We start from the raw sequence: 12,612 nt of genomic DNA on the forward strand, positions 1-12,612 counted from the left end.
CTCACGCCGCCGCTTTGGTGGCGCTCGGCGGCTCGCCGGCCCAGGAGCGCGCGATCAGGTCGCGAATGGCGCCACGGTCGAGCGGGCGCGGATTCCAGTAGGCATTCGTCACCGCGAGATCGGCCGCCTTGTCGATTCCGCTCTCGGGCATGCCGACATCGCGCAGCGCGAGCTTTGCACCCAGCCGCTTCGCAAGGTCGTACAGCCCTTTCGATGCATCGGCCGCGCCGATCGCGCGCGAGATGCGTACCATTGCATCGGGCACGGCCGGTGCGTTGTAGGCCAGCGCATGCGGCAGCACGATGGTGTGGGTTTCGGCGTGCGGCAGGTCGAAGGTGCCGCCGAGCGTGTGGCAGAGCTTGTGATGCAGCGCCATGCCAACGGTGCCCAGACAAACACCGCACAGCCAGGCGCCATAGAGCGCTTCGGTGCGGGCCTCGCGGTCGTCGGCCTTGGCGGCGATCGCGGGCAGGGCGCACGACAGCGCGCGGATGCCTTCTTCCGCCATCAGCGACGTCACGGGATTGGCATCGCGCGCGTAGAGCGCCTCGACCGCATGCGCGATCGCATTGATGCCGGATGTCGCGGCTAAGCTCGCCGGCAGCGTCAAGGTGAGATCCACATCGTAGATCACGGTCTCCGGCAGCACGGCGGCATCGCGCACCGTGGTCTTCAGCCCGTTCTCGGTCTGGCCGACGATCGGCGTCATCTCCGAGCCGGCATAGGTGGTGGGAATGCAGAGCTGGTTGACACCGGTGCGCAAGGCCAGCGCCTTGCCGAGGCCGGTGGTCGAGCCGCCGCCGAGCGAGACGACGCAGTCCGCCCCGCACGCCTTCATCACAGCGAGCGCACGTTCCGTGACCTCGACCGGCGTGTGCATGGTGGCGCCTGGAAAGATGCCGGCATAGAGCGGGCCGAGCGCGATCCCCAAGCTCTTGCCTTGCGCCTCTTGCTGCTGCGTCGTCAGCACCAGCGCGCGCGTGCCGCCGAGCCGCTCGAGCTCGGCCTTGGCGGCGGCCAGCGTGCCGCTGCCGAACACGACGCGGCAGGGCAGGTTTTCAAAGGTGAACGAACCGATCATGCGCCGGTCTCTTTGATGGGATAATCGACCTGGAAGCGCCCGATCCGCAAGTCGCCCAAGGCCTCGCGCACCCGCAGGTGTTCGGGGTGGTTGGCATAGGCGGTAAGGGCGGCTTGGTCCTTGAATTCGGAGAACAGGACCACGTCGCAGGCGTAGTCGACCGCGCTGACGTCCATGCCGACTTCGATATGGGTGAGGCCCTCGATCCGGCCTTTGAGGCCCTCGAACAGGGTCTTGACCTTGAGCCGGGCGGCGGAGCGCTCCGCAGGCGTCTCCCCGCGCAGCCGCCACATCACGATGTGCCTGATCGGGCCCGACATTTCCTGATTTCCTCGCCTGCGACGGTGTTTGTTGGCGGCATTTTGCCTTGCAGAAATCGGAAATAAAGGCCAAAATTTGTAAGTCTCTTTTCCTCATTCTGCAAAAATGGACCGGCTGCTCCAACTCGAGGTCTTCTCCAAAACCGCTGAGCTCGGCAGCCTTTCCAAGGCTGCCGAAATGCTGCGGATGTCGAACGCGGCCGCGAGCCGTCATCTCAGCGCGCTGGAGGAGCGGCTTGCGGTCCGGCTGATCGAACGCAACACGCGCCGGCAATGGCTGACCGAAGCAGGGCAGGAGTTGTTGCAGCGCTGCAGTGCGCTGCTGAACGAGCTCGCCGAAGCCGAGGACGCCGTTTCCGACCGAGCGCTGTCGCCGAAGGGCATGCTGCGCGTCACGTCTTCGCTGTCCTTCGCGATGATCTATCTCGCGCCGATGCTGCCTGCCTTCCGCGCGCTCTATCCCAATCTCAGCGTGCAGATCATCAGCGCGAACCGCTACCCTGACTTCATCGAAGCCGGCATCGACGTCGCGATCCGCACGCGGGAGCATGAGCCGGATTCCAACATCATCGTCCGCCGCATCGGCCAGATGCATCGCGTGCTCGCGGCCGCTCCCTCCTACCTCGAGAAGCACGGCCGGCCGGAGCATCCCGCCGATCTCGCCCGGCACAACATGCTGATCTACAATCTCGCCAACGATCCCTATTCGCTGCGGCTGAGCCAGGGCAGCACGACGCAGACGGTGCGGATCGCGCCGACGCTCGACAGCAACGATGGCCAGATCATCTGTGGTGCAGCGCGCGCGGGGCTCGGCATCCTGATCCAGCCGCTCTATATCGTGCAGGGCGATATCGCGGCCGGCCGGCTGGTGCCCGTGCTGAGGGACTGGCAGCTGCCGCTGCTCACCATGAATATCGCCTATCAAAACCGCGTCCGGCTGCCCGCCAAGATCAGGGTGTTCTCCGACTTCCTGGTCAGCTACATCCGCGAGCATTCGGAGCCGGGGATCTGGATCGACGCGGCGAAGTGAGCGGGAAGCATTCATGTATCTCGGCATCGATCTCGGCACCTCGGCGGTCAAGACCGTTCTCGTCGACGATGCGCAGCGCGTGATTGCAAGCGAGAGCCGGGCGCTCGCGACCGCCTCGCCGCAATCAGGCTATTACGAGCAGGATCCCGCGCAATGGATCGAGGCGACCTTTGTGACGCTGGATGCCCTGAAGGCGTCACATGCCCGCGCGCTGGCGGCGGTCGAAGGCATTGGACTGTCCGGCCAGATGCACGGTGCCACGCTGCTCGACGCGAGCTCGAGGCCGCTGCGGCCTTGCATTCTCTGGAACGACGGCCGCTCGGCCGCTGAGTGCCGTGTCCTGGAGCAACGCTGGCCCGCCTTGCGTGCGACGACGGGCAACAAGGCGATGCCGGGTTTCACCGCGCCGAAGCTGCTCTGGATCGCCACGCACGAGCCTGAGATCTTTGCGGCGACCAAGCTTGTTCTGCTGCCAAAGGCCTATCTGCGCCTGATGCTATCAGGCGAGGCCGTCGAGGATGTCTCTGATGCATCGGGATCGCTGTGGCTCGACGCTGCGCGCCGGGACTGGTCGGACGCAGCCCTGGCAGCGACCGGCTTGTCGCGCGAGCACATGCCGCGCCTGGTTGAGGGATGCGCGCCCGCAACGACACTGCGCCGCGAGCTCGCGCAGCGCTGGGGCATGACCAAGCAGCCGGTGATCGCGGGCGGTGCCGGCGACAATCCGGCCGGCGCCGTCGGCATCGGCGCGATCCGGCCGGGAGCCGCGTTCGTGTCGCTGGGAACCTCGGGCGCCCTCATGGCGCCGACCGATAGGATCGCCGCGAATCCCGATCGCGTTGTGCACACGTTCTGCCACTCCATTCCCGGCATGTGGATCCAGGCCGGCGCGATCCTCTCGGCCGCCTCCTGCCTCGCCTGGGTCGCGCACCTGTTCGGCGTCACTGAAGCCGAGCTGCTCGCGCCGCTCGGCTCGCGCCCGCGGGCTCCGTCGCCGGTGAGCTTCCTGCCTTATCTCGCGGGTGAACGGACCCCGCACGACGATCCCGCCGTGCGCGGCATGCTCGATGGCCTGAGCCACGGCACCGATCGCGCGGCGATCGTGCAGGCGGTGCTCGAGGGCGTTGCCTTCGCGCTCGCCGATTGTCGCGACGCGCTCGCCGATGCCGGCATTGCGATTGCGGAAGCCGATGTCATTGGCGGTGGTTCGCGGTCCCGGTTCTGGCTCTCGGTGCTGACCAACGTGCTGAATGTTCCGGTCCATCGCTTTGCCGGCGGTGAGACCGGCGCGGCGTTCGGTGCGGCAAGATTGGGGCGGCTTGCTGTCACCGGTGAGGCAATCGGTGACGTTTGCACACGTCCGCAGCGCATCGAGACATTCGAACCTGACGCCGGGCTGACGGACGCTTATGCCGAGCGGCTTCCCGCATGGCGCGAACTGTATCGGCCGCGCCACTAGCTGGCCCAATCTGGTTTGCATACTTCGGTATACTCGCCTTCGGTATTGCCCTGCGTCACCCGCTTTTGTTTAATGACCAAACCGCGCTGACGAGAAGCTTGAGACGCGGGTAGGAAACGCATTGTGCGCCGGGAGGCACGATGAACGATCCGATCCTCGAGATGCGCGGGGTCTCAAAATCCTTCTTTGGCATCAAGGCGCTGCGTTCCGTCGATCTCACGGTCTATGCCGGCGAAATTCATGCCCTGATGGGCGAGAACGGCGCCGGCAAGTCGACGCTGATGAAGATCCTGTCCGGCGCCTATAGGCCTGATCCCGGCGGCGAGATCCGCATCGAAGGCAAGGCGGTGCGGATCGAAGGCCCGCTCGGCGGCCGCGCTGCGGGCATCTCCATCATCTATCAGGAGCTGTCGCTCGCGCCCAATCTCACTGTGGCCGAGAATATTTATCTCGGCCGGGAAATATCGCGATCAGGTTTGCTGGCGCGCGGGACGATGCGCGAGGGTGTCGGCCCCATCTTGACGAGACTGGGCGCAGACTTCCTGCCATCGACACTGGTGGCGAATCTGTCCATGGGCCAGCGGCAACTGGTCGAGATCGCGCGTGCGCTGCACGCCAGATCAAAGATTCTGATCATGGATGAGCCGACCACTTCGTTGTCGGCTGCCGAGAGCGAGCGGCTATTCGCGCTGATCCGCCAGCTTCGTGCCGAGGGGCTTGCCATCATCTATATCTCGCATCGCATGGACGAGGTCTACGCGCTTGGCGACCGCGTCACGGTGCTGCGCGACGGTCGGCTGGTCGGCTCGCTGGACAAGCCCGAGATCCGCGCCGACACCATCGTCCGGCTGATGGTCGGGCGCGACGTCTCCTCGTTCTACAAGAAGGATCACGATCCGGAGGCGGGGCGAGGACATCCCGTGCTCGCGGCGATCGACATGGCCGATGGCCAGCGCGTCAAGGGTTGCTCGCTCACCGTGCATGCGGGTGAGGTGGTCGGGCTTGCCGGCCTGATCGGCGCCGGCCGCACCGAGCTTGCGCATCTCATCATCGGCGCGGCGCCCAAGATATCTGGCCGGCTCGAGCTGGAGGGACGCCCCGTCGATATCCGTACGCCGGGCGAGGCGCTCGAGGCCGGCATCGCCTATCTGACGGAAGACCGGAAGGCGCTCGGGCTGTTTCTCGACATGTCGTGCTTGGACAACATCAATCTCGCCGTGCTCGGGCACGATGCGAAGCTCGGCTGGGTTCTGGATCGCGACAAGGCGCGTGAGCGCGCTGAGCGGGCCTTCGCAGGCCTCAGCATCCGCGCCGCCAATGTCGGCGTTTCCGCCGGCGGCCTCTCCGGCGGCAACCAGCAGAAGGTACTGCTGTCGCGGCTTCTGGCCATTGCGCCAAAAGTGCTGATCCTCGACGAGCCGACGCGTGGCGTCGACGTCGGCGCCAAGTCGGAGATTTATTCGATCATCGACAATCTGGCCAAGGCCGGCACCGCGATCCTGGTTATCTCGTCCGATCTGCCCGAGATCATCGGCATCTGCGACCGCGTCATCGTCATGCGGTCCGGGCACATCGCCGGTGAGATCAGGCGAACCGAGACTGCGCCGTTAAACCAAGAGGATATCATGGCACTTGCCACGGGGATGGAGCATCTCGATGCCTGATAATGGTGCCTCGAAGGCCCAGGTCGCCCCAACGACGACCAATGGTGCTGCCGCAGAGACAAGGCGCCAGCGGATGAGGGTGCTGATCAGCGCACTCGGCATGCTGCCGGTGCTGCTGATTCTCTGCATCGGCTTCCACGCGCTGTCCGAGGGCCGCTTCTTCACCGGACAGAATCTCGGCATCGTGCTGCAGCAGGCCGCGGTGAACACCGTGCTCGCCGCCGGCATGACCTTCGTCATCCTCACCGGCGGCATCGACCTCTCGGTCGGCTCAATCCTGGCGGCGTCCGCGATGGCCGGGTTGACGCTCTCCAAGCTACCGGAGCTCGGGATGCTGTGGCTGCCGGCCGCGCTGCTCACTGGCCTTGGCTTCGGCGTCGTCAACGGCGCGCTGATTGCGCTCCTCCGCCTGCCGCCCTTCATTGTCACGCTCGGCTCTCTCACGGCGGTGCGCGGCCTGGCGCGATTGCTCGGGGCCGACACCACCGTGTTCAATCCATCCATTCCCTACGCCTTTATCGGCAACGGCTCGCTGACGCTGGTTCCCGGCGTCGCGTCGATCCCGTGGCTCTCGGTGATCGCTTTGCTCGTCATCCTCGTCTCATGGCTGGTGCTGCGCCGGACCGTGCTCGGCGTGCACATCTATGCGGTGGGCGGCAATGAAAGCGCGGCTCGGCTTGCCGGCATCAAGGTCTGGGCCGTGCTGATCTTTGTCTACGGTGTCTCCGGCCTTTTCGCCGGGCTCGGCGGCGCCATGCAGGCGGCGCGGCTCTATGCGGCCAATGGCCTGCAGCTCGGCCAGTCCTACGAGCTCGACGCCATCACCGCGGTGATCCTAGGCGGCACCTCCTTCGTCGGCGGCATCGGCTCGATCTGGGGCACGTTGGTCGGCGCGCTGATCATCGCCGTGCTCTCGAACGGCCTCATTCTGATCGGTGTTTCCGACATCTGGCAATATGTGATCAAAGGCCTGGTGATCATCGGCGCCGTGGCGCTCGATCGCTACCGGCTGCAAGGCTCCGCCAGAACTTGAGGGGCTCGGCCAGGACCTAACAGGCTTAGCGCGCCTTCGATGCGAATTCCGTTGCGGCAACTGGTCTGCCGCGCCGGGGACGAAGACAGACCAGGGAGGAAGTCCATGTTGAAGACGATCATGCTCGCCGGCGCCGCAACGGCGCTTGTTCTTAGCACCGTGCCGTCCTCGGCGAAGGAGCTCAAATCGATCGGCGTCTCGCTGGGATCGATGGGCAACCCGTTCTTCGTCGCGCTCTCGAAAGGCGCCGAGTTCGAGGCGAAGAAGTCCAATCCCAATGTGAAGATCACCACGGTCGGCTTCGAATACGACCTCGGCAAGCAGGTCACCCAGATCGACAATTTCATTGCCGCCGGCGTCGACTTGATTCTGCTGAACCCCGGCGATCCCAAGGCGATCGGGCCGGCGATCAAGAAGGCGCAAGGAGCCGGCATCGTCGTCGTCGCGGTCGACACCGCGGCCGAGGGCGCCGATGCCACCGTGACCACGAACAACGTGCAGGCCGGCGAGATCTCCTGCCAGTACATTGTCGACAAACTGGGCGGCAAAGGCGAAGTCATCATCGAGAACGGACCGCAGGTCTCCGCCGTGATCGACCGCGTCGTCGGCTGCAAGAACGTCTTCTCGAAAAATCCCGGCATCAAGGTGCTGTCCAGCGATCAGGACGGCAAGGGCTCGCGCGAGGGCGGGCTCACCGTGGCGCAGGGTTATCTGACGCGCTTCCCCAAGATCGACGCGATCTTCGCCATCAACGATCCGCAGGCGATCGGCACCGACCTTGCGGCACGCCAGCAGAACCGCAGCGGCATGATCATCACCGCCGTCGACGGCGCGCCCGATATCGAGGCCGCGCTGAAAGATCCGCAGGCGCCGCAGATCCAGGCCTCGGCTTCGCAGGACCCGTTCTTCATGGCGCGGCGGGCCGTGCAGGTCGGTGTCGGCATTCTCAACGGCCAGAAGCCGGCTTCGACCGTCGAGCTGCTGCCGTCCAAGCTCGTGACCAGGGACAACGTCGCCGAGTACAAGGGCTGGACCTCGGATCGCTCCCAATAGGACGCGGTCCGCTAAAACGCGATGAATGAGGCTTGATCGCTGCAACGACGGAGGTGCGCTCCCTCTCCCGCTTGCGGGAGAGGGTTGGGGAGAGGGTGCTTCCGCAATGGGACAATCCCCCCAAGAGGAGAAAACCCTCTCCCGGCGCTTCACGCCGGGGAGAGGTAACCGAGCCGCAGCAATCGATTCAACGTAAAGCCATTTTGCTTTAGAACGCGCGAAACACGAGACGATGGGCGGCGTTTTGCTCGACGCCGCCCGCCGCCGACGCACGTGCGCTGATCGGCCGTACGAGCGCGCCGGCAGCTTCAGCGGACAGTATATGGACGGCTGCGCGGAGACAGAATGGCCGATGGAATGTTGCTCGCGAAGGCACTGGTCTTGGGTTGGACGCGCGATCCGTCGATCACCTCGAGCCGGCCGCAGCGGTTCAAGGTGTGCAGCTTCCTGCCGGGCCATGCCGGTCCGGGCTTCAGAGAGTGGCGGACGATCTGCTTGAACGTCGTGGGCGACAGTTCGACCACTTCCGCCAGGGCGAGCGCTGCGCCGTATCCATCGGTACAGTCCTGGACAGGTCGCCACAATTTGTCGTCGAGGGTGACGAAATTCCCCGCCGGCCGCGTGCTTGCGCGGTCGATCAAAACCGGATTGCTGGCGTGGGGCAGCCAGGGCCCCACGAGGCGATCGGCGTAATAGATCGCCAGCGAATCCGAATAGCCACCCGTTCCGTCGCGCCAGGCGCCAAACAGATAATGCAGGCCGTTGTGCCGCGTGATCGTGACGTCGGCCAGCTCGAGGCCGGAAAGGAGCGTCGCGTATCGCTCCCATTTGTCTGGAAACCGAACGCATTTGTAGAGGGCGACGTCCCCGCGGATCGAGCTCTCCGGGATCATCCACAGCTCGCCATCGTCCTCGATCAGAAACGGATAGGAGAGGTGCCAGGGCTCCTCCAGCACCGGAATCACCTCGCCGACCGGCCCCGCGTCATTGAACTCGATCGCCGAAATGATGCCCTTTCCGACGCGGTGATCGAGATCCTCGAAGAAGACGAATGTCCGTCCCTGCCATGTGACGGGAAAGGGATCGGCGTAGAAGTGGTTTCCAGGATCTCCCAGAACGTTCCAGCTTGGACCTGATAGATCTCCGGTCTGCCAGACGCCCGCGCCGTCATTGAAGCGCCATCCGATATGCCAATGCGGGGCATAGCAGCAGAGGCGATAGATCTCCTTGGCGATCGACACGGCAAGGCCGCGCGCAACATAGCCGACGGGTCCGCGGCGCAGGCCATTTCCAGCGGGACGTGGCAGCTGCGGCACGATGCGCGGCCTTCCCGACAGGATCGCCGCCACCATGGTCAGGGTTCGCGCCATGACCGTTTCGAGTGCGCCGCTGAGCCCTGCGGCAATTTCTCCGGATGGATGGCCGCGGTCGAGGACCGAACCGTCGATCTCGTTGACGATCTCGATCACGGGCAGGTCGCCGGCGAGAATGGCGGCGAGCACGGCATTTTCGCCGGCCAGTCCGTTGAACAGCGGCCGAAGATACAGCCGGGCAGAGCAGTTCGGATCCCGCGCGGCACCGGTAAAATCAACGATCACGTCGGCCATCTCGGTACGGACCTGTGTCCGTTCCGGAACGATCCTGAGCTTGTTGGCGCCGCTATGCTTGCCCTGGTGCAACACCACGCGTTCGAGCTCGAACAGGGTGTCGAGACCTGCGGGCCGCGGCTCCGCCGTTGGCACCCATACGATTTGAACCGGAACGTCCCGGCCGTCGATCGTCAGCGTCTCGTGGCCCATCCACTGCCGCGCGTAGTCGCGTTCACAGCGAAACTCGATGATCATGTCGAGCCAATCTATTTCAACGTATCAGGTCAAACGACCTGGTCGAGAATTCGAACGTATTCCTCCACCATGGCATCTACCGAATAGCGCAACCTCAGGCCCTTGGCATTTTGTCGCAGTTCGTCACTCAGCTGTTTGTCCGTCAGCATCTGGGAGACGGCTGCGGAGAGCTTTGCATGATCGGAGGCATCGACGAAGAGTGCAGTCGGCCTTCCTTCGTACGACAAGACTTCGCGCAGGACGGGAAGATCGGTGACGACGGAAGGAACACCGGCGTTTGCGGCCTCGACCGCGGCCAGACCGAACGTTTCGGCTTGTGTCGGGAATACGAACACGTCCAGACAGGCCAGGAAGTCCGCCATCCGGCTGGGGGCGATTTCCCCGAGCAAATGCAGCCGGTCCGAGACGTTCAAGTCGTTCGCGAGCTGCCTCAGCCGCGCCTCGTCGGCGCCCTGGCCGGCGAGCGCAAGGTGCCAGGACGGTTGATCCGGCAGCAGACGTACCGCCATGTCGAGCCGCTTGTGCGGATGCAGCCTTGCGGCGCAGCCCAGTAGGACGCAGTCCGGCGGCAGATTGAACTTATGTCGTGCAGCCTCCTTCGACAGGGTGAGGGCCTTGTCGTCGAAGCCGTGCGGCACATGCACCATGCGCGACCGGTAGGCCGCGGGGTAGCGCGAATATTCGCGTTGCATGTCCTGCGAATTGAGCGTGATGCAGTCAAAGAAGCCGAGGCTGCCCATGGCGATGTCGGCGGTGCGGACCGGCCAGCTCATCGACAGCGCGGACGAAACCTGATTTGCGACAACCGGTGCACGGCTGACGAGGCGCGTCACACCACCGCCGATGACATTGCCGAAATGCTGGAACGTCAGGACGGCGTCGGGCCTAGTGGTCCTGATATGGCGACGGAGCGTCCACAGCATCCGCAGCAGCGCCACCGGATTGCCCGGCCGGCTCGGCGCGCAGTAGAGCGTATCGGGCGGCTCATCGAAGGAGTCCGATTTGCGGAAGAAGAATAGATTGGTGACCCGGTAGCCACGAGCGGTCAGCCCGGCGCCGAGAAGCCGGGAGATCTCCTGCGCACCGGCGTTCTCGGCCTGGGTTTGCGCCAGAAGCACGTGCAGCTTCGGCCCGCCGCTGTCTGGCCGCGCGGGTGTCATCGCGCTCGTCTCGCCCAATTCCTTGTTCGGCTGATAGTGGAGCACGGATCCCGACCCGCTAGAGAAACGAAATCTTCACCTTCTTAACTCCGTACCTATCATGCGCGCATCGCGTGGACACCGACTAGCAACAAACGGAGTTAATGCGAGGCTATAGCTACGACGTCGTTCGCGCAGCATTTCCGCTGGTTCCCGGATGGCGCACAGCGGGCGCGTTAACCAATCGGTCCTGCGCGCTGCCGGCGCGTGACTGCGGACCCGAGCGACGGCGTGATGACACCTAGTCACGTGAGTCCGCACTACGGACTGCATAGGTGCCGCGCCTCGATGCAGAGAAGCGCAGGAGCACGAGAACGGAAGGATCCACCCCGCTCCGCCGGCGGCAGAGAACGTTCAGGGCGATGGTCGCGAGCGCGAGCGACACTGTGGCCGAAATCGCCGCGCCAAGCACGCCGAGCCAGGGAATGAGGACGAGAAATCCCGCGAGCCGCAGCGCGACGTTGGCGGCAACGACGGGAACATAGATTCGTTCATGGCCGGTCAGCTGCAGGATCGCAGCAGACGGGCCGCCCGCCGCCTGGATGGCCGTTCCGATTGCGAGGACGATCAAGACCGAGTGCTGTGCCGTGAAATGAGGTCCGAACAGGTTGAGGAGATAGGGGCCGCCGATCCAGATCGTGGCGAGACCGGCGACAACGCAAAGCGCGGTCACTTCCGCCATCAATTGCAAAGTCCGCTCGAACTCCTGGTGGTTCTTGCTGAAGTACAGCGAAGGAAGCCGGCGCGCGCCGAACGTGTACAGCGCTGCGGACAACATGGCGAAGATGTTGGCGAGGCGCGAGGCGGCAAAGTAGATTCCCGCGGTCGCCGGATCCAGCATCCAGTAGACCAGAATGACGTCGAAATACTGGTTGGCGACTTCGAGGATCGATGCGAGCCAGAAGTGAAGGGCGCTCGATCGCCAGCGGGCCGTCTCGGAGCGCGCCGGCGTACCGCGCAAATCCGGCAGCACGCGCGCGATCGAAACGATCTGCGCAACCAGGCCCGCCGACATGGCCATTGTCATCACCGCGAACAACTCGGCGGGATCGAGTTGCCGATGCCCGAGCAGCATGGCGAGCAGGAACAGGACGACGATGACCCGCCAGAAGAACTCGCGATTTCCCTCGCCCATGAGAATGCTGACCAGCGAGCGTGCGATCTGGCTTCCAAGCATCACGCCGCCATTGACGGCCGTGTAGGCCGACACCGCAAGGATCAGCAGCCACCAGTCGCCTCTCACGATCGCCGCGACGGCGATCCCAGCGATCACGATCAGCAGTGCGAGCGAGGCGATCTTCAAGCTCGATAGGAGGACGCCTTTGGTAAGATCAGGTCTTTCGCCGACCTGATACTCGTTCAGGAATCGCACCAGCAGGGATTCCTGGCCGACCAGTCCCACCACGGCAGCGATCTGGGCCACCGAAAGCCAGGTCGCAAAGATGCCGAAGCCATCAGGCGACATCGTTCGCGCCGCCAGCGAGAACAATGCAAACGCGAGCACGCCGCTGCCAACCTTGAGAAGGATGGTCCCGACAACACCGCGCGTGACATCGCGCCGCATGAACTGGAGGATGGATTCGATCATGGAAGGGACATGTTCCGATACCGGCGACACCCTAGCATGCCGAAGAATCGTGAGTGTTAATGGACGGCTCGCAAGATCTCGCCAGTCGCGACGATTTCGCGGTTACGCCGGTTGCTTCACTCTGGAACATCGCCGTCCCCATCGTCCCAAACCGTGCAAAGTCCGGCTCGATCGACTGACGGCATAGCGCCGCATCGACGACCGAAGAAGGCGAGATCAGCCGTTTGAGTGCGGACTGCTCGCGGGGATCGGCCGCCAAGACGTCGGAATCCGGAATTTGCAGGGCATCCCGAGCAAGAGGCGTGCCGCGATGGCGGCCGCGAACCCGGCACTTCCGGTCG

The 12,612-nt window shown here is 64.5% G+C and carries 10 protein-coding genes; 5 read left to right on the plus strand and 5 right to left on the minus strand.

Annotated elements, in window-relative coordinates; genetic code table 11:
• Position 1: 1 nt before the first annotated feature.
• On the minus strand, positions 2–1,081 hold the full coding sequence (locus YU9_RS0105850) for a maleylacetate reductase (protein WP_027571942.1): 1,080 nt from the start codon (positions 1,079–1,081) through the stop codon (positions 2–4).
• Positions 1,078–1,401 (minus strand): Dabb family protein, encoded by a 324-nt coding sequence (locus tag YU9_RS0105855; RefSeq protein ID WP_027571943.1) that lies wholly within the window; start codon positions 1,399–1,401, stop codon positions 1,078–1,080. The genes YU9_RS0105850 and YU9_RS0105855 overlap by 4 nt, the downstream gene beginning before the upstream one ends.
• Positions 1,402–1,507: 106 nt before the next feature.
• On the opposite strand from YU9_RS0105855, the gene YU9_RS0105860 reads away from it, so the two are divergent.
• The 5 genes from YU9_RS0105860 (at position 1,508) to YU9_RS0105880 (ending at position 7,640) form a co-directional block, all read left to right on the plus strand.
• Entirely contained in the window at positions 1,508–2,431 is a 924-nt protein-coding gene (locus YU9_RS0105860) for a LysR family transcriptional regulator (RefSeq protein WP_027571944.1), read from the plus strand.
• 13 nt (positions 2,432–2,444) lie between these two features.
• Positions 2,445–3,890, plus strand: a complete 1,446-nt coding sequence (gene xylB, locus YU9_RS0105865) for a xylulokinase (protein WP_027571945.1) — start codon at positions 2,445–2,447, stop codon at positions 3,888–3,890.
• 140 nt (positions 3,891–4,030) lie between these two features.
• Positions 4,031–5,554, plus strand: coding sequence for a sugar ABC transporter ATP-binding protein (locus YU9_RS0105870; protein WP_027571946.1), 1,524 nt, complete (start codon positions 4,031–4,033; stop codon positions 5,552–5,554).
• Entirely contained in the window at positions 5,547–6,587 is a 1,041-nt protein-coding gene (locus tag YU9_RS0105875) for a ribose ABC transporter permease (RefSeq protein ID WP_027571947.1), read from the plus strand. The genes YU9_RS0105870 and YU9_RS0105875 overlap by 8 nt, the downstream gene beginning before the upstream one ends.
• Positions 6,588–6,692: 105 nt before the next feature.
• On the plus strand, positions 6,693–7,640 hold the full coding sequence (locus YU9_RS0105880; RefSeq protein WP_027571948.1) for an ABC transporter substrate-binding protein: 948 nt from the start codon (positions 6,693–6,695) through the stop codon (positions 7,638–7,640).
• 308 nt (positions 7,641–7,948) lie between these two features.
• Here YU9_RS0105880 and YU9_RS0105885 read toward each other — a convergent pair whose 3' ends face one another.
• The 3 genes from YU9_RS0105885 to YU9_RS0105895 all read right to left on the minus strand — a co-directional run bounded on the left by YU9_RS0105885 (position 7,949) and on the right by YU9_RS0105895 (position 12,271).
• Entirely contained in the window at positions 7,949–9,484 is a 1,536-nt protein-coding gene (locus YU9_RS0105885) for a hypothetical protein (protein WP_027571949.1), read from the minus strand.
• A 29-nt stretch (positions 9,485–9,513) separates the two neighbouring features.
• Positions 9,514–10,689, minus strand: a complete 1,176-nt coding sequence (locus tag YU9_RS0105890) for a glycosyltransferase family 4 protein (RefSeq protein ID WP_027571950.1) — start codon at positions 10,687–10,689, stop codon at positions 9,514–9,516.
• Between the two features lie 235 nt (positions 10,690–10,924).
• Positions 10,925–12,271 (minus strand): polysaccharide biosynthesis C-terminal domain-containing protein, encoded by a 1,347-nt coding sequence (locus YU9_RS0105895; RefSeq protein ID WP_027571951.1) that lies wholly within the window; start codon positions 12,269–12,271, stop codon positions 10,925–10,927.
• Positions 12,272–12,612 lie beyond the last annotated feature (341 nt).

Source organism: Bradyrhizobium sp. WSM1743 (genome assembly GCF_000473065.1).
In the GTDB taxonomy this organism is placed as follows: domain Bacteria; phylum Pseudomonadota; class Alphaproteobacteria; order Rhizobiales; family Xanthobacteraceae; genus Bradyrhizobium.

What these genes read in the sequence shown, in the direction of transcription:
- YU9_RS0105855 (WP_027571943.1), bottom strand. Translation starts at nt 1,401, where the DNA reads ATGTCGGGCCCGATCAGGCACATCGTGATGTGGCGGCTGCGCGGGGAG.
- YU9_RS0105850 (WP_027571942.1), bottom strand. Translation starts at nt 1,081, where the DNA reads ATGATCGGTTCGTTCACCTTTGAAAACCTGCCCTGCCGCGTCGTGTTC.
- YU9_RS0105875 (WP_027571947.1), top strand. Translation starts at nt 5,547, where the DNA reads ATGCCTGATAATGGTGCCTCGAAGGCCCAGGTCGCCCCAACGACGACC.
- YU9_RS0105885 (WP_027571949.1), bottom strand. Translation starts at nt 9,484, where the DNA reads ATGATCATCGAGTTTCGCTGTGAACGCGACTACGCGCGGCAGTGGATG.
- xylB (WP_027571945.1), top strand. Translation starts at nt 2,445, where the DNA reads ATGTATCTCGGCATCGATCTCGGCACCTCGGCGGTCAAGACCGTTCTC.
- YU9_RS0105895 (WP_027571951.1), bottom strand. Translation starts at nt 12,271, where the DNA reads ATGATCGAATCCATCCTCCAGTTCATGCGGCGCGATGTCACGCGCGGT.
- YU9_RS0105860 (WP_027571944.1), top strand. Translation starts at nt 1,508, where the DNA reads ATGGACCGGCTGCTCCAACTCGAGGTCTTCTCCAAAACCGCTGAGCTC.
- YU9_RS0105880 (WP_027571948.1), top strand. Translation starts at nt 6,693, where the DNA reads ATGTTGAAGACGATCATGCTCGCCGGCGCCGCAACGGCGCTTGTTCTT.
- YU9_RS0105870 (WP_027571946.1), top strand. Translation starts at nt 4,031, where the DNA reads ATGAACGATCCGATCCTCGAGATGCGCGGGGTCTCAAAATCCTTCTTT.